Raw genomic sequence first — 22,310 nt, 5'->3', positions numbered from 1 at the left:
ACTAAAGTAGGTAATCCAAATATCAAACTCCACGATATGTTGTGAAACACCTCGATGTAGATGTGAACGGGATAAAAAGCATGGTATAACCGATAAAATGCACGGTTTACCCCTCAAGACCCAATTTCCAAAGTAAATTCTTACAAAGGCTTTGTGGCTATTTTGGCTCCAAAATCAGGTCAATACGCTCCAAGGCATCTTGAAGGTGGTACCGGCTCATGGTATCGGAAATTCTACCCAGACCACTTCGGATATCGCTTTTCAAATTGTTGAGCTCGGCCCTGGCCACAGAGCGAATATCGGACTGGCTGGTATTGACCACTGTCGATTTTTGATACCCCCCAAAATCAGGAAGCTTACCCAAATTATCCGCGGTCATCAAGTATTCCAAACGATCTATATGGGCTTTCTGGAGGTTCCTTCTATACGTATCAATGGCCTTTCCATTTCGGGTTTCGGACCAAATGCCCCTACGAAGGTCACGCATCATTTCCAAGAGACCGTAGGCATTTTTGCCATTGATGGTCTCATTTTCGATGATCCGGGCCAGTTTACCCAAATGTAAAATGGTGTTCAGGTAACGTTCCTGCATGGCACGGATACGATCCACCGAACCTGAATATTGGATTTTATTGATAATGTTTTGGTCCAACAACCATTCAGGGGTTTCAAAGAGTTGCTCTTGCAGAAAGCCCATGCAGTTTTTTTGGTGTTCGCGATCTACATGGGTATACACGGCGCCTTCTTGATCGGCAGTTTTGTGGTATTCATATACTCCACCGATATTATTGGATACATGTCCCATATAACGTTGGAATTGCGCAATGATCTGTCCGTACATGGTTTTCAGGTCTTCATAATCCTTGCCATCCTCCGTGGTCCATTCCATAAGATTGGGCATAATGCGCTTAAGATTGGCAATACCATATAAACTGGCTTTTATGGCATCGTCCCCTAAATCCTCCGTTTGAGAGCTTGGGTCATGGATATCCCCAACTTGTTGATGTCCAAATCGGTACATGGGATCGTTCTCATGTACTCTGATCCAGCTGTTCAGGATGGGTTTTTCTTCTTCGGCAGATGTATCCAAAATGGGTTTATAGCCCCATCGAATGGCATACTTGTCATATATGCCGATATTGGGCATAAGGGCCACACCTTCATCACCGGGCTGGGCCACGTAGTTGAAACGGGCATAGTCCATAATGGCAGGTGCGGTACCATATTTTTGGGTAAAGCTTGCCGAACGTAGCGAATCCACGGGATAGGCCACACTGCTTCCCATATTGTGTGGAAGTCCTAAGGTATGTCCCACTTCGTGGGAAGATACAAACCGTATCAACCTACCCATAATATCTTCTTTGAACTGTACGCTTCGGGCATTGGGATTGATGGCTGCCGTTTGGACAAAGAACCAATTGCGCAACAAGCTCATGACGTTGTGGTACCAGTTGATGTCGGATTCCAAAATCTCTCCACTTCTTGGGTCGCTTACGTGCGGACCATTGGCATTGGGGATGGGGGAAGCCAAATACCGGACCACCGAATAGCGAACATCCTCGGGGGACCACTCAGGGTCTTCCTCCTTGGTGGGAGGGTCTTTGGCAATGATGGCATTTTTAAACCCAGCTTCCTCAAAGGCTACCTGCCAATCTTCAATACCCTTTTTAATATAAGGGACCCACTCTTTTGGGGTGGCACGGTCCACATAATAGACAATGGGTTTTTTGGGCTCTACCAATTCGCCCGCTTTGTATTTTTCAATATCCTCATCTTTCACCTCCAAGCGCCACCGATCCAAATATCGAACGGTTTTGCTCTCTTGGGCGTCCAGACCATAATCCACTTGGCCTCTGGCAAACCAGCCCACACGCTCATCAAAATACCGGCGTTTCATGGGTTCTTTGGGCAATAGGATCATGGAGTTGTTGATTTCTATGGAAATAGAACCTGTACTTTGATTGCTGGGAGGTTCCCCGGCCGCATACGTTTTTACGTGGCGCGCTTCTATGTTCAAGGGGTAACTTTTAATGGATTCGATAAAACTACGATCACCATCCACACGACTTACCTTATACTGCTTGCGATATGCGTCAGGCATGCCCAAGGCATTTACATCCTTGGTGAAAAGGGGGTCCACCTCGATCACCGTTGCCGGGTTCAAGGAGTCTTTTTTGTTGAATGCCTTGATATCGAATGCAAAGAGTACGGGTTCAAAATTGGAGTTGACCACCGCCTCATGTACGGGAAGTGAATCCGCGGCAACATTTCCGTAGGAAACCACACGGAGCAATACTTTTTTGGGTTTTTTCTCCCAACGGAGCACCTGGGTGTTGATTTTTCCCCCACCAAAACCTATTCCAGTGGCAGTTTTGGAAATACGGCTCACCATCAGCATCTCCCTGTTGAAAAGCGAATCTGGGATTTCATAAAAATATTTGTCCTCTACTTCGTGTACACTAAAAAGTCCCGCATCGGTCTTGGCCTCTTTGGTAATGACTTTGTCATACGGTTGAATGTCACCAGGTTTCGGCTTATCCTCTTTTTTTTGTTCGGTGTTCTTTTTTTTCTTTTTGAAAAGTTGCGCTTCAGCAGATTGAAAAGCACCCAATAAAACAAATGCAATGAATAGTTGAGGGAGTAGTTTTTTGATCATTTTCTCGTCGGTTTGAAAAATGCGATGGGGTCAAAGAACTAAAAAATGGACAAAATGAACTGTTAAATAAATATTAATGATTGTTTTTTTTGTGAAATGATGTAATTCATGGGAGTCCTGCGTTTTACTGATACTTCGCGTTAAAATCCTACCTATGACTGGGCTGAACGGCCATTCGGTTTTTGTGAAAAATTTCAAAAGACTGTAACAATCTAGAATATGAACAGTCTTATAAGCATATCATCAATCAAAAAATTCAATCAAAAAATGAACAAGTTATTATTAATGTATGGTTGTGTACTTTTAAGTAGTTCCGCCATAGCCGCTGACCAGCAACCCGGTATGGTCCAACAATCGAAACCGGAGACCAAAAGCACTTTTGAAAACAGTTTTACAGCATTGAATCTAAGTGCTGATTGGAACGAAACAACCTTTGATTTTTCCGATGGGACAAATGCATGGTTCTATGAACTGAATTTGGACGAAATAGAGTTTATGGAGGAAGAGATGGATATGGACCTTGGGTTCAACACCTCAGAGTATCTCCCCAAGGGTTTTAATCCCTATGAAACCTATTTTGATTTGAATTCCATTATATACCTAGAAAGCGAAGTTGAACTGGATTTGGGGTTTGACACCCAGAACTACCTTCCCAATGGGTTTGACCCTTACACCGAAGTAGTGGATGTCCATGGAATCAACTTTTTGGAGGAAGAAGATATGGAATTGGGTTTCAATACCTGGGATTATCTTCCCGAAGGATTCTCTCCTTATGAGATCTATGTGGATTTGAACGCCATTGCCTACATCGAGGATGATGTGGAACTGGAACTAGGTCTGGATACCGAGTACATGCTTCCTGAGGATTTTGATCCTTATACCAATGTGATTGAAATCGCATCGGTGAACTATATGGAAGATGACGAAGTGGAATTGGGTTTTGATACGTCCAAGTATCTACCCGAAAACTTTGATCCCTACGCGGATCAGACGAGGTAAAATGAGTTGGTTTTCATTTTACAATTTTTTTGAATTAGGAAGGCCCTCTTTTTGAGGGTCTTTCACCTTCAAAAGGCTGATTAACAAAAATATAACACAAAAATCAGCAAAGCGCAGAAAGCAAAGAAACGTAGGTAATTTTGTCAATCCATTAAATTTTGAAAACAAAGGACGCAGGTCTTTCAACAGATGAGGGACAAGTTTGACGATGTTGCTTTCGTGTTGCTTTTCCTACTACGTTAACAAAAAACTAATTATAATAATCTTCACTATTTAGGGTTATATCTTTGTAGTGTTATTAAAAATAGACGGCACGATGGTGAACAGGTGACGTCGCTTTTAAATCTTTCCGAAGTACTCTGAAAAGGTGAAAAAATGGATAAGTTGAACCGAGGGGGATTTAAAAAGTATGGATTAGAATAGAGTTGAGTTAGTTTCTACTATTTTTTTGAGTTAGTTAGTTTGTCAATGCCCTTCCTATCGGAGGGGCATTGTTGTTTAGAACAATACGGGAATCACAAACTGGAACACCAAAATCAACAAGACCACTGCTATCAGGTTTAAAATAACACCCACTCGGGCCATTTGGGCAATTTTTACGTGTCCGCTGGCGAATACAATAGCATTGGGCGGTGTGGCCATGGGTAGCATAAAGGCGCAGCTACTGGCAATGGTAACCGGGATCAATAGGTAGAGTAGGGGAACATCCAATCCTATGGCAATACCGGCCACAACTGGGGCCAAGACGGCCACAAGGGCCACATTGCTCATCAGTTCCGTCATAAACAGCATCAGGAAAATCAATAAGGATGCGGTGAGAAGAATACTTATCTCGCTTTGGGCAATGGCGTTGGCCACCATATCCACAATGCCGCTGCTGGACATGCCTTGTGCCAGGGCTAGTCCACCCCCAAACAAAATCAATATACCCCAGGCCAATTTGCTGGTGTCCTTCCATTCAATGATAAAGTCTCCCTTTTTTAGACTGTACGGAACGGAAAACAAGGCAAGGGCCGCAAAAATGCTGATCATGGTATCGGTAAGGCCCAAACTGGGGAAAATACTGTTGATCAAGGTTCGGAAGATCCATAGGAACACGGTGACCCCAAATATGGCCAACACCAGTTTTTCTTTTCCGGAAGTTGGACCCAATTTCTCCAACTCCGATTGTATGACCTCTTTGGAGGCATTGAACTTCAAATCCCTGTTGGGATACATCCATTTCACCAAGACCAAGTAGCAAATACCGATCATAACAATGGAAAAAGGGAGCCCTATGGTCATCCATTTTAAAAAGGATATTTCGGTGTTGTATTCATTTTCCAAGAGCCCAATGAGTACCGAGTTGGGTGGGGTGCCGATTACGGTAGCAATTCCTCCTGCATTGGCCGAAAAAGCAATCCCGAGCATAACGCTAAGAGCAAAATTCTGGTCGTTTTTGGTAAAACCATCCTCATCATTGATCAACAAATTGATTACGGAAAGGGCAATGGGTAGCATGACCACGGTACTGGCCGTATTGCTGATCCACATACTCAGTGAGCCCGTGGCGATCATAAAGCCCAAAATTACCTTGTTGGGTGTGGTTCCCGTCAGTTTTATGATGTTGAGCGCGATACGCCGATGCAGATTTACCTTTTCCAAGGCCAAGGCCATCACAAATCCCCCAAAGAAGAGGAACACAATGGGACTGCCATAATTGGCGCCCACCTCGGCAATGGGTAATATTTTAAGTATGGGCAACAACAGTAGGGGAAGAAGTGCTGTGACTGAAATGGAAACCGCTTCGGTGATCCACCAGATCAACATCCATACCGCAACGGAAATTACGGCATCCCCTTTTTCGGAAACCAGTTCCATGGGCAAATTAACCAGAATAAGAAAGGCGATAGGCCCAAGAAAGAGCCCTAGTTTTTTGCTTAGTTCCATTGAGGTCCTAAGCTATGCTTTTTTAGGAAAACTTAAAAATCCAGTTTTCATTTCAAATAAAAGCCCCAACAAACGTGGGGCTTTATATGCATTGCGATATAACAATTATCTTATTTTGAATGTGAGCCTTCCAAAAACATGTCGCCCATTTGTACCGAACTGCACGGATCGTCTGGAGTAAATGAACCTTCCATCGGATCTAAAGGCTGGGTCATTTTCATCGGGATAAACATCAAGTAGGTTGTTGGCTCCAACGGTAAGCCTTAGATTGCTTGAAAAATCATAGCCTACAGTAAGGTCGGTAATGACCTTTCCGCCAAAGGTGGTGTCTATGGTTGGGTCATCGTTATTGGTAGCTTCCTCTACTTCACCAAAATATCCATTTCGCAAAAAGAAGTTCCAGTGGTCCCCTACCTTTAGGTTATGGGAAAGATTTCCTTTGGTGGTAGGGACGGCAGATTCCAGATAAATTCGACTGGTGGGGTCGAAATATGTATCGCTCAATCCCGCATTGGCAATGGCCTCGGGAACCTTTACTTCTTCTACCGTAGTTTCTGAAAAGGTGAAGGCCAAGGTATTGGTCAATGAAATATCGTCTGAAAGGGTTGCCTTGTGGTCAATTACAAGGTCTATCCCCTTGGTTTGGGTATCTACAGAATTCGCAAAGAATGCTGCTTGGGTTGCGTTGGCCTGTTGAAACAAGTTGGCCAGTTCCGCATTTCCATTGTCATCAAATTGCCCGGTCAATATGACACGATCATCTATGTTGACCAAGTACCCATCCAGGGTGATTTTAAGGTTGGCACTGGGCACTCTGGCCGTGAAACCAACTGTTCCCCCAAAAGAAGTCTCTTCCTTAAGCGTTTCTATGCCCAAAAGGCGGGCCACCCTTGATGTGTTTGAGAAAATCCCCACTTCATTGGGAATACCATCAACAAACAATGTGGATGTGGAGCTATAGTGAATCTGGTGTAGGGAAGGTGCCCTGAACCCAGTTTGCAGTCCACCTCTAATATTGAAATTTTCTGACGCTTTTATCCGGGAAGCCAACTTAAAATTTAAAGTTCCTCCAAAATCGGAGAAATTCTCATAACGGACGGCTCCGCTCACCAAAATACTTTCCGTGAAATCCGCCTCTACATCAAAATAACCAGCAATGGCATTTCTGAAAGCATCCACTTCATTATCCGGTTTAAAACCGGGGAACACCTGTATACCACCAGGACGGGAAGAACCAAAAAAGTCAGCAGGAACCATAGAATCGGGGTCCGTGGGATCATGCACGTTGCCCAAGGTATTGTATTGTGCATAGGACACTTCTTCCCCTGCCACAATGGAATAGTTCTCTACCCGATATTCTGCACCAAAGGCAATGTTGAGACCGGCTAAAATATCATCGAAAAACTGGCTCATATCAAAATTGGTGGTGTTTTCACTGTAGTTGAAACCTCCCGAATCTGCTTCAAAAGGTGTGGAGTTGGCCAAAGAGGCGTTGTTGGAGTTGGTAATGCGATACAGAAATTCGTTCCTGCCGTAGGAGTTGCTAAAATCAACATTCCAATCGCCCAACATACCTTTTATCCCAAACGCCACTGATTGATCGGAGATGTTTGAGTTGATCTCTGGTAGAAATCCGTTGAGATAGGCAGGGGTATAGGTTCTGGATTGGTTGGGTAACCGGTAAAACCCTGCGGCAGTACCAGTTTTAAAGCTAAGCCCACCAAAACTGTACAGTTCCAGGTTTTCACCCAAGGGGATGGACAGGTTGGCGAAGAATTGTGCCCCGCGTATTTCGGACTGCCCTACCTGCATATTGAAATCGCTTCGTTGGAGACCTCTCGCAGAAAGTTCGGAATCCGTGGCATCAGCACTGAGGATATCCTGAAGTTCCTCTTTGGTCTCATCGCCGTTAAGGGTAATTCCTGCACTTCCGGCATACTGGAAAATATCATCCAAATCGTCATCCAAAAGCAAGGAAATGTCATAATTATCATTGGAAGCAACCCTTTCAATGCTGTTGTATGCATTAAAAATGGTACCCTCCCATTCCTGCATACGGTTGGTGGAACCTCTGTAATTAAAGTTTCCTGTGAAATTGATGTACCCACCATCCTTGCCAATGGGGAGACCGTAGTTGAGTCCGAGGTTGACCTTTTCGCCATCCACATTTTTGTCCGGACCGTGTTCACTGGTAAAGTTGGCCCCAGTGGTCAGGTCTACCTGCAGTTCGTTCACGCTTTTTTTGAGTACAATGTTGATGACCCCTGCTATGGCATCGGAACCGTATTGTGCGGCTGCACCGTCCCGTAATATCTCTATACGGGATATGGAGTTGGATGGGATGGTTGTCATATCGGTTCCCACGCTACCGCGACCAAAGGTCCCATTTACATTGACAAGGCCGGTTTTGTGCCTTCTTTTTCCATTGATGAGCACCAATACTTGATCAGGTCCAAGTCCACGTAACGAGGCAGGAGCGATGTGGTCGGTACCATCTGAGATACTTTGTGGATTGGATGAAAATGAAGGTGCCGCATAGTTCAGGATTTCCGTAACGGATACTTGTGGGGCGGATTGCACCAATTCGGTGACATCCAAAACATCCACAGGTACCGGTGTGTCCGTGGCGGTTCTATTGGCATTCCGTGATCCCACCACCACTACATTTTCCAATTCGAGCCCTGCTTGTAGTGTAACGTCCAATGTGCTGCCTGTAACGGTTGCTTCTTGGGTATTGAAGCCAACGTAAGAAAAAACCAAGATATCCCCGGTATTCGCTTCAATAGTGTAGTTTCCGTCAAAGTCGGTAATGGCTCCTGTGGTAGTTCCTTTTACTTGGACCGAGGCTCCCGGTAAGGGCACATTTTGGTCATCATAGACCGTTCCTGTGACTTCTTGTGCCATGCTTGTTAAGGTAGCCAAGAAGGCCAGAAAAAATGGTAGTTTCAATTTTTTCATGTTGTTAGTTTTTAAGTTAGATATTATGATGGGGGCTGCCGAAATTCCTTTCATATTCCGAAGGAATTATTCCTTAAGGTAAAGGTTTTTTTTAATATAGGTGTTGAAGCACAGGGCTTTAATGAAAAAAGAAAGGCCCCGAAGGGCCTTTTATTCATAAAATATGTAGCTGGGAAGTAGTATCAATTTTTGGCCACTCGGAATCGATTTTTTAGTTCAATCCAGTGTGATGGAATAGCACTTATCCCGTAAATTTGGCCGTAAGAGTATCGTCTACTTTTTCAATTTTTAAGAGCCCATGCTTGGATAGGCCTTTGGTGCCCTTGTCCCATTTTTTTCCACTAAGACCTGCTTTTTCCTTAAGTTCGGCCAAGGGCATTTCCCCTACAGGTTTCAGGATATCCATGATGATTTTTTCCTCCTCGGTAAGCTCCACTTTTTTCTTTTCGGGTCGCATTTGTGGGAAGAACAGCACTTCTTGGATAGAAGAGTTGTTGGTCATCAACATGACCAAGCGGTCTATCCCGATCCCAATTCCAGAGGTTGGGGGCATACCATATTCCAAGGCACGGAGAAAATCTTGGTCTATAAACATGGCCTCATCATCCCCTTTTTCAGAAAGTTTGAGCTGATCTTCAAAACGCTCCCGTTGATCAATGGGGTCATTGAGCTCCGAGTAGGCATTGGCAAGTTCCTTCCCGTTCACCATGAGCTCAAAGCGCTCGGTTAGCGCTGGATTGCTTCGATGTTCCTTGGTCAAAGGACTCATCTCCTTGGGGTAATCAATAATGAATGTAGGCTGTATGTAATGGTGCTCACATTTTTCCCCGAAGATTTCATCAATGAGTTTGCCCACACCCATGGTCTCGTCCACTTCAATGCCCAGTTTTTTAGCCACTTCGCGAAGTTCATCTTCACCCATGCCCGCTACATCATAGCCGGTATGGATTTTTATGGCCTCCAAAATGGGGACCCTAGGATAGGGGGCCTTAAATTCAATATCGTTTTCACCTACTTTTACCTTGGTGCTTCCCGTGGCATCCATGGCCACTTTTTCCAATAGTTTTTCGGTGGTGTCCATCATCCAGTTGTAATCCTTGTAGGCCACATAAAGCTCCATTACGGTAAACTCTGGATTGTGGGTACGGTCCATTCCTTCATTACGGAAATCCTTCGCAAACTCATATACCCCATCAAAACCACCTACGATCAATCGTTTTAGATACAGTTCGTTGGCAATCCGTAGGTACAACGGAATGTTCAATGCGTTGTGATGGGTCAAAAATGGACGTGCGGCCGCTCCCCCTGGAATAGGTTGCAAAATGGGGGTTTCCACTTCCAAATACCCCTTTTCGTTATAAAATTCACGGATACTATTGGTAATCTTGGTCCTTTTGATGAACGTATCCTTCACCTGTGGGTTCACCACCAAATCCACATAACGTTGGCGGTACCTCAGTTCCGGGTCATTGAAGGCATCGTATACCTTTCCTTCGTCATTTACCTTTGGTAAAGGCAAGGGTCGCAAGGCCTTGCTTAGCAAGCTGAAGTTTTTTACCATCACGGTTTTTTCACCTACTTGGGTCTTGAACAGTTCACCTTCAACCCCTATGATATCACCAATGTCCAACAGTTTTTTATAGACTTCGTTGTAAAGGGTCTTGTCGTCATCGGGGCATATTTCATCCCGATTGAAGTAGACCTGGATACGGCCATCGCTATCCTGAAGTTCGGCAAACGAGGCTTTCCCTTGGATTCTGCGCGACATCAATCTACCGGAAATCACTACCTTCTTCCCTTCTTCAAAATCGTTCTTGATGCTCTTGGAAGTGGCATCAACAGGATACAATGCTGCAGGATAGGGGTTGATTCCCATTTCCTTGAGTTTGGTCAATTTTTCCCTTCGAACGATTTCTTGTTCCGATAGTTGCATAGTCTATAAAAAATTAAAGCGCAAAATTACACTTTTGCGCTTTAATATCTTGCCTTGTCCCTGTCTTAATGTGCATAATTGGGGATGTAGGGTCTTTCGTGGACGATTTGGGCGATGTCTTCCTCCAAATTTTCCATAGGTCGTTCCACGATGCGGTTTACCTCCTTGCCATTTTTATAGAAGACCATGGTGGGGACTTTGATGATGTTGAGCCCTTTTTCATCACCGGTCGGGCTTTTCTTGTAATGCCCCTTCCTTCGGTCCAAGGCAATGAGCTGCAATTGGTCCATGGGAAACTCCGCAGCCTCCAAAATTTTAACGAACCGGGGTGTTTCCCTTTTGCTGTCGCCACACCAGGTGCCCAAGAATAATGTGATGGTGTAATCGGAGAGTTTCTCCTTGAAAAGGTTCACCATGGTACTGTCCACACTATAGCTCTGATGCCCTTGAAGGTACCATTGTTGGTAGGGTTGGCTGCGTAGGCCATCCAAATTGATTTTACCGACCAGAAACCGTTTTCCGTCCTCTTGGACAATTTCCTGATTGAATTCTTGGGCAAAAACCATTGCGGTACAGAGTAGCGTGCATGTTGTAAGAATGATGTTTTTCATAGTTCTTTCGATTACGGATTGGAGTCGAAAATTCTATAAAAACAACGCCCATGGCAGATTTTCTGGGATGGAAATAGGGACTAGACCCCCGGTTGAAATTTTATTTCTTGAGGAGATGCGAAATCTCTTCACGGGTGGAGACCCCCAATTTTTTGTAGAGGTTGTTGATGTGGGTTTTCACCGTACTGAGGCTTATGAACAGCTCCATGGCAATCTCCTTATTGCTCTTATCCTGTAGAATGCCCTGTGCAATTTTTCGCTCTTGGGGGGTGAGTTGTTGATAATGGGATTGCGTTTTTTTTTGCATCTGCATTTTTCGTGAGGCCAAAAAGTACACATTGGCCAATAGCGATAGGATCAAAAGGGACCATACAACCCATTTCCATGGCCAAAATTGGGATGTATCGGCACTGACCCATTGGCTGTCCATTTCAATTTCGGTTGCGAATTCCTCAGTGAACTCTGTATTGGGATAGGTGGCCTGTAGCCGTTGCGAAAGTGCATTGTAGTATGGGTTTGTGGCAAGGTCCTTAAGATAGTGGGGATAGGTTTCATTTCTTTTGTCGGAAAGAAAATCATAAATAAAGAGTTCCACCAAAGGCTCGTTGGAGTTTTGTCCGAAGGTGTGCAAGGTCTTGAACCATTTTTTGGTATTGAGGTTCTGGTTGGTGGCACTGGGATAGGTCATAAAATCATAGGCCATTTCATCTTTTAAAGCCTTTACTTCCAACAACAGACTGGATTTTGGATTGGTGGAGGTAATGGAGCAAAGCGGTTGGTCATCAAACGAAGAGGGGAAATATAGGGTGTCCTGGTTATTGGCGATAAAGACCACACTTTGACTGTTGTTGCATTCGCCCAAATAATGAAGGGCTTCACCTTCATTGGTACAGCCATCCATATGAATTCGATAGATCCTATTTTTTATGGGCAGATTATCCCCTTCAAATTGAAAATGCCCCAGTGAGTCCACCTGGGTCTTTTTGATGATCTGATCCAAATAAATCCGGGATGACTTCCTGTAATTCTCTACCAACGATAAATAGACCGTCTGGCCAGAGTGGTTTTGGGAAAGCTCGCCCGAAAACTGGTACTGTCCCCTTAGCATGGGGGAGGCCAACAAGACCAGTAAGAATACCAAAAGCCGCATATCAAAATCAATAAGGTTTAAAAGTAAGGGTTTTGTGTAACAAATACTCCCATTTGTATACTAATAGGTATCATCAATCAAAATCAAGATCATGAGTTTTTGGAGAGTACTATTGGCTATTTTTTTTCCACCCCTTTCCGTAATCGGGAAAGGTTGTGGCTCTTTTTTAATTGTGTTACTTTTGACCCTATGTGGCTGGGTTCCGGGAGTTATTGGGGCCTTGGTCATTCTTAATAACACTAACTAAAATCAGTATGAAACGTACCCAAGTCTTGGCTTGTGCCCTTGTGGCTATTTTTACCTATTCCTGTAATTTTACCGAAGAGATCCATATCAAGGAAGATGGATCGGGTAAACTGTCCATTAATTTTGATGGTTCCGAACTCATGCAAATGGCAGGGGATGAAATGGCACAGAGTGATGAGAAACCTATGGATTCCATTATATCCTTCAAAGATCTTTTGGCTGAAAAGAAAGACAGTATTGCCCAGCTTTCGCCGGAAGAGCAGGCCAAACTGAAACGGTTGGAGCCTTTTAACCTCCATATGGTGATGAAGCCTGAGGAAAAAATAATGAAGTTCGACCTGTTCAGCGAGTTCAAAAATGTCAGCGAGGTCAACGATGCTTTCAATTCGTTTAAGGAGGCCGGTATGCTCGGTCCAGGCCAAAGTAAACAACAACCCACACCCTTGTCAGGTTCTGAACAGGCCACGGAAGTCAATTATACCTTTAAGGGAAATACTTTCTCACGAAAGGCCAAAATAGTGGACGAAGAATTGTTCCAACAAGGTTTGGACAGTTTGGCGGGAGCCGAGATGTTCCTTTCGGGGTCTACCTATACCATTAAATACCATTTCCCAAGAAAGGTGAAATCCACCAATTTGGAAGAGGCCACGTTCAGTGCCGATGGCAAGACCCTCATTTATGAGGTCCCCTTTTTGGACCTAATGAGAGATCCTACCGCATTGGACCTTCAGGTAAAGCTGGAAAAATAGATTTCCGCCCAAGCCTTCGTATCTTTGTGCCATGAACAAGAAAGTAAGGGTTCAGGACCTTGGACATAGGGATTACAAGGAAACATGGGATTATCAAGAAGCGCTTTTCAAGGATATTGTTGACCTAAAGGTCAAGAATAGGAGGGAAGGTACCGAGGTGGATACCCCTAACCATTTTTTGTTTGTGGAACACCCCCATGTCTACACCTTGGGCAAAAGCGGGGATATAGGCAATCTGTTGGTGGATGAACAGGTGCTGAAGGCAAAAGGGGCCACTTTTTACAAGATCAATCGGGGAGGGGACATCACCTATCACGGCCCGGGACAAGTAGTGGGCTATCCCATTTTGGATTTGGACAATTTCTTTACAGATATCCACAAATACCTCCGGTTTTTGGAAGAAATGGTGATTTTAACCTTGGCCGAATATGGCCTAAGAGCCGAACGCTCCGAAGGGGAGACCGGTGTTTGGTTGGATGTGGGCACTCCCTTTGCCCGAAAAATCTGTGCCATGGGTGTACGGGCCAGTAGATGGGTGACCATGCATGGGTTTGCCCTGAACGTCAATGCCGATCTGGGCTATTTTGACCTAATGATCCCATGTGGGATAAAAGATAAGGCCGTGACTTCCCTTAATGTGGAACTCGGGAAAAAAGAAGTGGATATTGAGGAAGTTAAAGCAAAGCTCCTCAAACATTTTACTGCATTATTTGAGGCGGAGTTGGTTTCTTCGGAATCCATCGTATAAACAAACACTGCTTTTTATCTTCATCCGTCAATTAAAGTGGGCCATTCGTCAATTGGCCCATGGATTTTCATAGAACTTCATTTAGCTTGACCATCAGTAGTGAAAATTGAGTAATGGATGTCAAAGTTGATTTAACCCACACCAAGCAAAATAGGCAAATAAATGACCTTCGGAATCGATTGGAAGGTGTGGGTTGGAAAATAGGTAATGAAGTTGAAAGGGTGTTTAAGGGAAAGCCAAAATGGCGGACAAATGATAAAACCCCGAATTTAATTTATTCATGGTCAATTCGAAGAAATCCCAGTTATAATTCAATTTGGTTGGATTTTATTGCATGGTGGAATTATAGGACCTATGAAATTGATATCCACAATTGTTCGCATTGTCAAATTAGGGGGCAAGGGATTCAGTTGGATTTTCCCAAGGACAAAAGTTTAGGGAATGATAGAGGAATGCTGGATTGGAAAAATAAATTGGATGATTTTCTTAATCGCTTAAATGAAATTGAAGTACAGTATATGAAACCATAGTTCTTTTGAACTGAAAAAACCGGGGCCATGCCCCGGTTTTTATTTTATAGATGTGATTTTTACTACTGGTTGTAGGCCGTCAGCTCCATACTTGCGATGAGCGTTCCCTTTTTGTTGTAGGATTCCTGTTTTACCATCCCCACGCCTTTGGCAAGCCATACCCGTGAGGGCATGGTCTGGTTGGCCATCATCATTTTGGTTCGGGTCTCACTATAAATCACGTAACACTCAAAGGTGCCGGCCGGGATGGTCACGGTTTCTTCTTTTTCCACTTTTCGGTTGATGGTCTCCACGTTCATGTTCATGTTCATGGCCCCGCCCATTTTCATCTGTACGCTCACATTGCCATCGGGGAGTTCCTGCCCCACACCAAGATTGCCAGGGAGTTCCACATCCGTTCCGGAAACTTCCACTTCCATATCGCCCATTTGCCGCAACATCTGCTCGTTCATCAGGGATTTAAAATCGATTTTGACCTTATCGCCGTCACAGGTGACTTGGTATTCCGAGTCGTAGGTGTTTCCTTTTTTATCCTCCAATTGCATGACCATGGTTGCGCTGACATTGTCCCCTGAACCATTTACTTGGGTGACCTTGTAGCTCGTCTTTCCATCTTCATTGCCTTTTCTGTCATAACTGGTGTATTGGAAATTGGCCCCGTCCACCAAAGGATAATAATGGCTGCAGTTGGATTGCCCCAAGGCAATACCCAAGGAAAACATTGCGGTGAGCAATGCGAAAAAATAGTGTTTCATATATTGTATTTTGTTCTTATTGTTTGATGAATTCAACCCTTCTGTTCTGTGCCTTGCCGTCTGGGGTGTTGTTGTCCCCCACGGGCTCGCTTTCCCCTTTTCCTTCCGAGGTCAATCGGTCTGCAGATACCCCATAAACGGATACCAAGGCGTTTCTTACGGCTTCTGCCCGGTCCTTGGAAAGCTTTTGATTACTCTCATCGGAACCGTCAGCATCGGTATGGCCTACAATCTTCAGCTTCATGGAAGCTTCTTGGGCGAGCACTTGTGATATTTGGCGGATAATTCCCATGGACTGCGGCTGTATGTTGGCCGAGCCCACATCAAAAAGAATCCCATTGGTGGATACCTTGCCATCGGAAAGGAGTTTTCTGCGAAGGTCTACGCCTCCTTCGGCCACTTTAAGATTGGAGATGAAGATTTTTTCCTTCCCATCTTTAAGTCCGTTGACATTGAACTTAAGGGTGGTTAACTTGTTCATGGGTACCATCTGCGGAATGTCCACATATTTTTCCTCGTTCACCCAAAGGCGAAAGCGGGCCTTGTTCACCGCAATGGAGATATGGGGCTGGTTGAGCACGGCCTGTCGTATATCGGCTCTGACCTCACTATTGATGGTAACCCCCTCACCACGGGTGTGATTCCTTGCACGTATTCCAAAAGCGGCATATTGACCAACGGGAAGCCAAGCCTCCGCATAATTGTTGCCGGCATTGAAATTTGGGTCATCACTTAGGCTGATTTCAATCCCCGCTGTGGATGATGTTTGGTTGTCCATACCGTAGGTCAACAAGTCGAACTCTATGGTATATTCCTCGGGCAGTTCGGGCATGTTGGGAATGTAATGGATACCGTATCCGGGAACAAGCTCCATCCAACGCTGTGGGGAATCATCTATGGTAACGACTTCGCCACTGCCATTGGTGTTCCATTTGGCAGGGAAGTCTCCTATAAAATCTTTGGAATAGTCGTCAAAGAACATGAGTTTGTCCCCCGGGACGTAATCGAACTTACTGTATACGGTAATGCTCTTTGCCTGTGGAGCCGTGATTCCACCGCTATTGGTATTGTTGCCGGAATCGTTTCCGGTATTTGTGGGCAAATCGTTTCCTTGTGGAGTGTTGGGACCTTGCTTTTGGCCAGAACCGGGTTCCAAAATGCTATCCAAAGCCTGGTCGGTCTTTTCGCTGGTTTCTTTGTCAACCCTTCGTTCAATGGTTCGCTGTGCCGCTTGTTCGGCTTTTTTGCCCAGTTTTTTCAGGAATTGGGCGTTGATGCTGGAGCCAATCATCAGAACAATCAATAAACTGAAGACGGTTTTGTTGGAGGTTTTCATTATTGTGTACTTTACTTATGGTTTTTGATGAAAAATAATTCCATCCAAAGTACAAAACACTACTCCTCATAGCTGGTTAAAATGTGTAACTCGTGCAAACCAATGTATAAGCCGCAATGAAGGTCTTCTTAATTCATTTTGTACACGATCAATGAATTTTCTTGGTCCTTGGCCACCAGCTCCAACTTTCGGTCGTTGTCCATATCGGTTAGATCAATAAGGGAGTTTCCAAATACGGGAAAATTGGGAATGGGCTCCGCTTGACTATCGAACAGGTATATTTTTTGGTTTTGGATATCGGTCACACTCACATAGATCTTATCGTAGATGTAGAAAATCTTAGGTTTTGAATATACACCAAGGTCCAACTCCACTTTCTTGCCTTTAATGCTAAGGATGTTGTCATCCATGAACACCAAAGTGTTGCTTGTGGCATACATGCCATGGTCTTTGTTGAGGTTGAAATTGGTAGCGGTGAGTTTGCCATTGGTGTCTATTTGGTGGAGCACCCCTTTTTTGTTGGTCATGGAAAACTTGTTCTTGTATAGGAACACTTCATTGTTGGAGAAATCTATCTTTTCCGCAACCTTTATACGGTCCTTTCCGGTCCTATGCAGGATTTTGAGGGTCTGGTCCTCCAATTGGAACACTAGATAATCCCTATTGCCCATCCTAAAATGCTTTGGGGCGGCAATGATCGGGCTGGAAGCTTCGGTAAACGTGAATCCACCCACAACCTTTGCCTTGTTATTGTACATATGGACCTTTCTACCCTGGGTGATCACAAACCGATAGTCTTTTCTTCCATCGTAATCAAAGACGGCCAATGGATTTAGGTTTCCTCCTTCAAAATTGATCTTGAACGGAGGAACATCCTCGCCATTGCGATCTAGAATCATGAACTGATTGCTGGTGCAAAAGGCCAACTGCAGCCTTCCGTTTTTGTAAATATCAACCTGCTGGATGGGACCACGGATCCTACTGTCCAGTTGTTTGGTCCATAGTACTTTGCCTTCCGTGGAAATCAAGTAAAGCACATTGTTGCGGTCCTGTACCACGATTTCCTGCTTATTGGTCCTGTGGTTTTTCACAAATTGGGGGTCAATGGCCAGATCGGTATCCAATTCCAAGGTAAACAAAGGGGTCACGGTGTTGGAGGTTACCTTCTTTCCTACTTTGGAGACCAGTAGATTGAGATGGGCAAAATCACTGTCGCCCACAATCTGCGAAGCAAAGGCATATTCGTCCAAATCCGTTTTTTGGATAGGCTCAAAAAGCTTGGGGGCCAGTTCCTGTTCGGCAAAGAAATCAATTCCGGAATCCGTTGATACGAACAACATGCTGGATTCGTTGGCCAAAGGAGCCTTTGCGGTTTGGAATATGGGACTGTTGCTAAACGAGGTGCCACTGCTATGGTTGTTGATGATGGTCTGCAAGGCCTCTTTGCTTTCGGAAAAAACAAAGCTGTTTTCCAGAATGGTGCAATAGTTGGCCTCAAAACCGGAAACCAAAGGGGCAAATCCCTCTGTCAATAAATTTTTCTTTTGTAGTTCAATGATTTCACTGCCTTGGTAGGATTGTGAAGAAGCCTTGTCCCGATCCAAAAAGTCCGAGAGGCTTTCAGTGCCATAGGAGTTCAAGAGCACCACCTTTTGGTTGTTCAAATAAATAATGCCCACCTCCTCTATGGTATTAAAAAGGGAATCCACAGGTTTTACGCGGTCCAGATATATGTTCTGGTTCTTGGCAAAAACCTGGTAATCGTCAAAGGTATATGAAAGAATGGCCTGCGCGTTCAAAGGAGCATACTGTGGGGTTTTATTGGCAAGTGGCGCCGTGCCCTTGAACAGATTGATGAAATTTTTGGTGGAATCCGGGGCCATGGCAATGCCGTTGAGGCTCACCTCGTCCGAGTTGGCCGTAAAATCAAGGGAGACCCATTCCGAAAAAGGCTTACTACTTTTGTTCTTGTCGTTCAAGGACAGAAGCGATGGGTTTCCGTCCAAATTCATTAACAATGTGGCCGATTTATTGATGCCCGCAGTTTCATAAAGTTTCTCCAAGGTGGGATTGATGGGAGTACTGCCCTTGGCCCGTATCATATTTTCCATGAGCATTTGGGAAGAAGCGAGAATCATATCACCATTATGGGACATGGCGAATATCTCATAATCGTCCAAGCTGTATTTTGTTAGGTCTTTGCCTTCATAGGAAAGGGTCTCAACGGTTTTGTTGCTCACCTCTTGTACGTTGAAGAGGTTTGGATTTTTATTGGATATTAGGACAAAATCATAGTTGTCCTTGCCCATTTCATAAAAAGCAAGAACGCAAGGCTGGTCCGTGGATACATGATTCATACCATCCAGTTGGTTCATAAGTTCGTCATGGATGGAAAAGCCTTTGGTCTTGGCCAAGAAGGAATTGTTCTTGAGTTCACTCTTGAAATTGGCCAGATTGTTGATCTTTATGATCAAAGCGGCGTTGGGAGGCAGGTGGTCCAATAACGAATCTTTGGTCTTTACCTCGGTTTTGCAGGCTAGGATGAAAAGTGGGAGCAAGCAAAAAAGTACCTTACGTCTCATTTTTGAAGTTTGGAACAAAGTTAGAATTTTTAAATATCCAGAGTCAATTGTTCGGGCAGCTGTCTGAAGCTTTTTCTGTGATATGGCGTCAATCCGTATTTTTTTATGGCCTCTCGGTGTTCTTTGGTGGGGTATCCTTTGTTCTTTTTCCAATTGTACATGGGGAATTCTTCATGGATTTGCGCCATGTATTCGTCCCGGTATGTTTTTGCCAATACCGAAGCGGCGGCAATGCTCATGTATTTGCCATCTCCTTTGATGATGCATTCATGGGCAATGGCAGGGTAGGGTTTGAACCGATTTCCGTCCACCAAAATAAAGCTGGGTCTATGGGACATGGTGTCCAGTGCCCTGTGCATGGCCAGGAAGGATGCATTGAGAATATTGATTTCATCAATTTCATCCTGAAAAACATGGCATACCGAGAAAGAAACGGCTTCTTGCTCCAAAATGGGGCGTAGGGCATCCCTTTTGGTTTCGGTAAGCTGTTTGGAATCGTTTAGGACGTTGTTGGTGAAACCTTCGGGAAGAATAATGGCGGCCGCGGTCACCGGTCCGGCCAAACAGCCTCTTCCCGCTTCATCGGTTCCCGCTTCGTTCGGATGTTTATATAGTGCCTGTAGCATGTTGGTCAATGAAGGTGAAAGATAAGGGCTCATTTGTTCAACACCAAATATTGGCTTCTCAGGGTGTGCCGCTATAGCTTGCCGGGAAATTTTTCACATTTCTTTAGAAACAAAACGTATACCTTTGCCAGACCAATACCATGGAATGAGATTTCTATTTTTTGCCCTACTCTTTTTTTTGGGACAGGTTCTTTTTGCACAGCAGGATTCCATACCCCCGCAAAAAGAGACAGACTCTTTAAAAATTGCCGAGAAGGATTCCTTGCTGATACAGCAGATGGATTCTATAAAAGTGGCAAAGAAGGGTCCTCCAAAAACAAAACAAAAAGATTCTTCGTCACAGGTTGATCCTGAAAAAAGGAGCAGGTTTATACGTATGGAGAAAAAAATAGTGGAGGCCGACTCTGTTTCCATTGCGGATTATAAGATTATTTCCTACGCTAGGGATACCACCATTCTGGATACGACCCTTACCATATATAAGGAGTATAAATACAATTATATAAGGGAGGATGATTTTGAGTTGATGCCTTTTGCCAATATGGGGCAACCTTATAATGAATTGGGAAAAACCTTTTCCAAAGGATCCTACTATCCGCGTATGGGCGCAACCGCGAAGCACGCCAGATATTTTGAGGTGGAGGATGTTGACTACTACAATGTGGCAACGCCCATGACAGAACTGATGTTCAAGACATCCATGGAGCAAGGGCAGTTTTTGGATGCCATGCTCACCTTTAATACATCAAAGCGGTTCAATGCTTCGTTGGCGTTCAATGGATTTAGGTCTTTGGGGAAATATAGGTATGAGCAGGCCCGATCGGGAAATTTCAGGACCACCTTTAATTATATCACCCAAAATGGCAGGTATGCGGTTCGAGGCCATATTGCGGCGCAAGAATTGGAAGGACAGGAAAACGGGGGATTGTTGAACCGAAATCAGTTTGAAGGGGATTTGCCCGATTTTCAAGATAGATCCAAAATAGATGTGCGGTATACCAATGCCAACAATCGGGTTTTGGGGAAGCGGTATTTCTTTGACCAGCGTTACAAATTGGTCAACCATAAAAAGGATTCCACCGATACCAACCCGACTACCTTGACCATTGGCCACGAATTTACCTATGAAACCAAACTGTACGATTTTGAACAATCAGCACAGAATGATGCCTTTGGGGATGACCCTTATGAAGTTCCCATTGTGGACAGGGCCAGATTGAAGACCATGTTCAATAAAGGGAGTGTGGAGTTTTCCAACAGGACCTTGGGTAAGCTTACGGGAAGCGCCAGCTTGTACAATTACAACTATTACTTTAACAGAATCATAATAACCGAAGAAGGAACCATCCAAAATAAATTGGATGGACAGGAAATTGCCATAGGTGGGGCGTATTCAAAGCGTATAGGTCCGCTGTCTTTGTATGGCGATTTAAACTATACGGTGGTGGGTGATCTTACGGGGAATATTTTAAATGCTGGAGTCCGTTATCAATTGAACAAAAATAATGCAGTGTTTGGGGGGATCCACATGTCATCCCGAATGCCAGATTTCAATTATCTATTGTATCAGAGTGATTACAGGAACTATAATTGGCAGAACTCGGATACTTTCGAAAAGCAGCAAGTGCAAAGTATAAAGGCTGGGTTTGATTCAAAGTTGTTCGGAAGGCTCGAAGCTGAATTCAGCGCCATAGACAACTACACCTATTTCATGTCGACCGCCACGCAGGAACAAATAGATAATGCGCAGGAGACTGCTTTTGTGAAACCTTTTCAAGAGTCCTCCACCATAAACCATCTGAGGGCAAAATATACCAAGGAGTTCAAATGGAGAAAGTGGGCGTTGGCCAATACAATACTGTATCAAGAGGTTACGCAGGACAATCAGGTTTTGAACCTTCCCCAGCTATTGACCAGAAACAGCCTGTATTTTTCAAGTGATGTTTTTAAAAAGGCAATGTATATACAGACCGGGGTTACCTTCAAATACTTTACTTCATACAACATGAATGCATATAATCCTCTTTTGGGGGAGTTCTATATACAGAACAATGAGGAGTTGGGGGGCTATCCTTTGTTGGACTTTTTTATAAATGCCAAGGTAAGACAGACACGCATATATCTAAAAGCGGAACACCTTAACTCAATGTTTTCAGAGCCCAATTATTATTCGGCCCCTAACTACCCGTACAGGGATTTTGTTATCCGTTTTGGGCTGGTTTGGAATTTCTTTTCATAAAAGAAAAAGTAAATTGAAAACAATGGTATCTGAAAAACAGTGGCTTACATTTTTAATGCATTTTTTTGAAAAAAAATACCTCAAAACATTTTGTGGAAAGAAAATAACGTGCGTATATTTGCACCCGCTTAGCTGATAAGGCAGGGCGTTAACGAAAGAGGAACGGGAGTAAAATCCGGTTCAATTTGAGTTAGAAGAAACAAGAAGTTCATATACATATTGTAACGACAGCGTAAAGAGAATTAAGAACCATTTTGATGCGG

15 protein-coding genes are annotated in these 22,310 nt (G+C 44.1%); 5 read left to right on the top strand and 10 right to left on the bottom strand.

Annotated elements, in window-relative coordinates:
- Positions 1-157: 157 nt before the first annotated feature.
- On the bottom strand, positions 158-2,656 hold the full coding sequence (locus DN53_RS05385; RefSeq protein WP_129653384.1) for a zinc-dependent metalloprotease: 2,499 nt from the start codon (positions 2,654-2,656) through the stop codon (positions 158-160).
- Between the two features lie 267 nt (positions 2,657-2,923).
- Between DN53_RS05385 and DN53_RS05380 the strand changes: the two genes are divergently transcribed.
- Positions 2,924-3,655: a hypothetical protein gene (locus DN53_RS05380; protein WP_129653383.1), complete on the top strand. Its 732-nt coding sequence runs from the start codon at positions 2,924-2,926 to the stop codon at positions 3,653-3,655.
- 498 nt (positions 3,656-4,153) lie between these two features.
- On the opposite strand, the gene DN53_RS05375 is transcribed toward DN53_RS05380, so the two are convergent.
- The 5 genes from DN53_RS05375 to DN53_RS05355 all read right to left on the bottom strand — a co-directional run bounded on the left by DN53_RS05375 (position 4,154) and on the right by DN53_RS05355 (position 12,236).
- Complete coding sequence (locus DN53_RS05375) at positions 4,154-5,584, bottom strand: SLC13 family permease (protein ID WP_129653382.1); 1,431 nt, start codon at positions 5,582-5,584, stop codon at positions 4,154-4,156.
- A gap of 105 nt (positions 5,585-5,689) precedes the next feature.
- Positions 5,690-8,542: a TonB-dependent receptor gene (locus tag DN53_RS05370; protein WP_129653381.1), complete on the bottom strand. Its 2,853-nt coding sequence runs from the start codon at positions 8,540-8,542 to the stop codon at positions 5,690-5,692.
- A gap of 241 nt (positions 8,543-8,783) precedes the next feature.
- On the bottom strand, positions 8,784-10,475 hold the full coding sequence (lysS, locus tag DN53_RS05365) for a lysine--tRNA ligase (protein ID WP_129653380.1): 1,692 nt from the start codon (positions 10,473-10,475) through the stop codon (positions 8,784-8,786).
- 65 nt (positions 10,476-10,540) lie between these two features.
- On the bottom strand, positions 10,541-11,086 hold the full coding sequence (locus tag DN53_RS05360; RefSeq protein WP_129653379.1) for a thioredoxin family protein: 546 nt from the start codon (positions 11,084-11,086) through the stop codon (positions 10,541-10,543).
- Between the two features lie 100 nt (positions 11,087-11,186).
- Positions 11,187-12,236 (bottom strand): helix-turn-helix domain-containing protein, encoded by a 1,050-nt coding sequence (locus DN53_RS05355; RefSeq protein WP_129653378.1) that lies wholly within the window; start codon positions 12,234-12,236, stop codon positions 11,187-11,189.
- A 91-nt stretch (positions 12,237-12,327) separates the two neighbouring features.
- Between DN53_RS05355 and DN53_RS05350 the strand changes: the two genes are divergently transcribed.
- The 3 genes from DN53_RS05350 to lipB are packed head-to-tail and all read left to right on the top strand — an operon-like array spanning position 12,328 to position 13,979.
- Complete coding sequence (locus tag DN53_RS05350) at positions 12,328-12,483, top strand: YqaE/Pmp3 family membrane protein (RefSeq protein WP_129653377.1); 156 nt, start codon at positions 12,328-12,330, stop codon at positions 12,481-12,483.
- A 7-nt stretch (positions 12,484-12,490) separates the two neighbouring features.
- On the top strand, positions 12,491-13,231 hold the full coding sequence (locus DN53_RS05345; protein WP_129653376.1) for a hypothetical protein: 741 nt from the start codon (positions 12,491-12,493) through the stop codon (positions 13,229-13,231).
- A gap of 31 nt (positions 13,232-13,262) precedes the next feature.
- The gene (gene lipB, locus DN53_RS05340) at positions 13,263-13,979 is read left to right on the top strand and encodes a lipoyl(octanoyl) transferase LipB (RefSeq protein ID WP_129653375.1); all 717 of its coding nucleotides are present in this window, start codon (positions 13,263-13,265) and stop codon (positions 13,977-13,979) included.
- Between the two features lie 592 nt (positions 13,980-14,571).
- Here lipB and DN53_RS05335 read toward each other — a convergent pair.
- The 4 genes from DN53_RS05335 to DN53_RS05320 all read right to left on the bottom strand — a co-directional run bounded on the left by DN53_RS05335 (position 14,572) and on the right by DN53_RS05320 (position 19,808).
- Positions 14,572-15,264, bottom strand: a complete 693-nt coding sequence (locus tag DN53_RS05335; protein WP_129653374.1) for a TapB family protein — start codon at positions 15,262-15,264, stop codon at positions 14,572-14,574.
- 16 nt (positions 15,265-15,280) lie between these two features.
- Entirely contained in the window at positions 15,281-16,600 is a 1,320-nt protein-coding gene (locus tag DN53_RS05330; RefSeq protein ID WP_129653373.1) for an OmpA family protein, read from the bottom strand.
- Between the two features lie 128 nt (positions 16,601-16,728).
- Positions 16,729-19,182 carry a ribonuclease HII gene (locus DN53_RS05325; protein WP_129653372.1) on the bottom strand — a complete coding sequence of 818 codons (2,454 nt, stop codon included), beginning with the start codon at positions 19,180-19,182 and terminating at the stop codon, positions 16,729-16,731.
- A 29-nt stretch (positions 19,183-19,211) separates the two neighbouring features.
- On the bottom strand, positions 19,212-19,808 hold the full coding sequence (locus tag DN53_RS05320; protein ID WP_129653371.1) for a ribonuclease HII: 597 nt from the start codon (positions 19,806-19,808) through the stop codon (positions 19,212-19,214).
- Positions 19,809-19,953: 145 nt separating this feature from the next.
- On the opposite strand from DN53_RS05320, the gene DN53_RS05315 reads away from it, so the two are divergent.
- Complete coding sequence (locus tag DN53_RS05315) at positions 19,954-22,047, top strand: putative porin (protein ID WP_165357289.1); 2,094 nt, start codon at positions 19,954-19,956, stop codon at positions 22,045-22,047.
- The last annotated feature ends 263 nt before the right edge of the window (positions 22,048-22,310 follow it).

This window comes from Flagellimonas olearia (assembly GCF_004150225.1).
Lineage (GTDB): Bacteria > Bacteroidota > Bacteroidia > Flavobacteriales > Flavobacteriaceae > Flagellimonas > Flagellimonas olearia.
Note: the sequence above shows the minus strand (reverse complement) of the source record. Positions and strands in the feature narration are given on the sequence as shown.

Bases quoted from the DNA above. Each gene is read 5' to 3' on its own strand.
- DN53_RS05320 (WP_129653371.1), bottom strand. From the start codon at position 19,808: ATGCTACAGGCACTATATAAACATCCGAACGAAGCGGGAACCGATGAA.
- DN53_RS05330 (WP_129653373.1), bottom strand. From the start codon at position 16,600: ATGAAAACCTCCAACAAAACCGTCTTCAGTTTATTGATTGTTCTGATG.
- DN53_RS05355 (WP_129653378.1), bottom strand. From the start codon at position 12,236: ATGCGGCTTTTGGTATTCTTACTGGTCTTGTTGGCCTCCCCCATGCTA.
- lysS (WP_129653380.1), bottom strand. From the start codon at position 10,475: ATGCAACTATCGGAACAAGAAATCGTTCGAAGGGAAAAATTGACCAAA.
- DN53_RS05345 (WP_129653376.1), top strand. From the start codon at position 12,491: ATGAAACGTACCCAAGTCTTGGCTTGTGCCCTTGTGGCTATTTTTACC.
- DN53_RS05325 (WP_129653372.1), bottom strand. From the start codon at position 19,182: ATGAGACGTAAGGTACTTTTTTGCTTGCTCCCACTTTTCATCCTAGCC.
- DN53_RS05380 (WP_129653383.1), top strand. From the start codon at position 2,924: ATGAACAAGTTATTATTAATGTATGGTTGTGTACTTTTAAGTAGTTCC.
- DN53_RS05370 (WP_129653381.1), bottom strand. From the start codon at position 8,542: ATGAAAAAATTGAAACTACCATTTTTTCTGGCCTTCTTGGCTACCTTA.
- DN53_RS05335 (WP_129653374.1), bottom strand. From the start codon at position 15,264: ATGAAACACTATTTTTTCGCATTGCTCACCGCAATGTTTTCCTTGGGT.
- DN53_RS05315 (WP_165357289.1), top strand. From the start codon at position 19,954: ATGAGATTTCTATTTTTTGCCCTACTCTTTTTTTTGGGACAGGTTCTT.
- DN53_RS05350 (WP_129653377.1), top strand. From the start codon at position 12,328: ATGAGTTTTTGGAGAGTACTATTGGCTATTTTTTTTCCACCCCTTTCC.
- DN53_RS05360 (WP_129653379.1), bottom strand. From the start codon at position 11,086: ATGAAAAACATCATTCTTACAACATGCACGCTACTCTGTACCGCAATG.
- lipB (WP_129653375.1), top strand. From the start codon at position 13,263: ATGAACAAGAAAGTAAGGGTTCAGGACCTTGGACATAGGGATTACAAG.
- DN53_RS05385 (WP_129653384.1), bottom strand. From the start codon at position 2,656: ATGATCAAAAAACTACTCCCTCAACTATTCATTGCATTTGTTTTATTG.
- DN53_RS05375 (WP_129653382.1), bottom strand. From the start codon at position 5,584: ATGGAACTAAGCAAAAAACTAGGGCTCTTTCTTGGGCCTATCGCCTTT.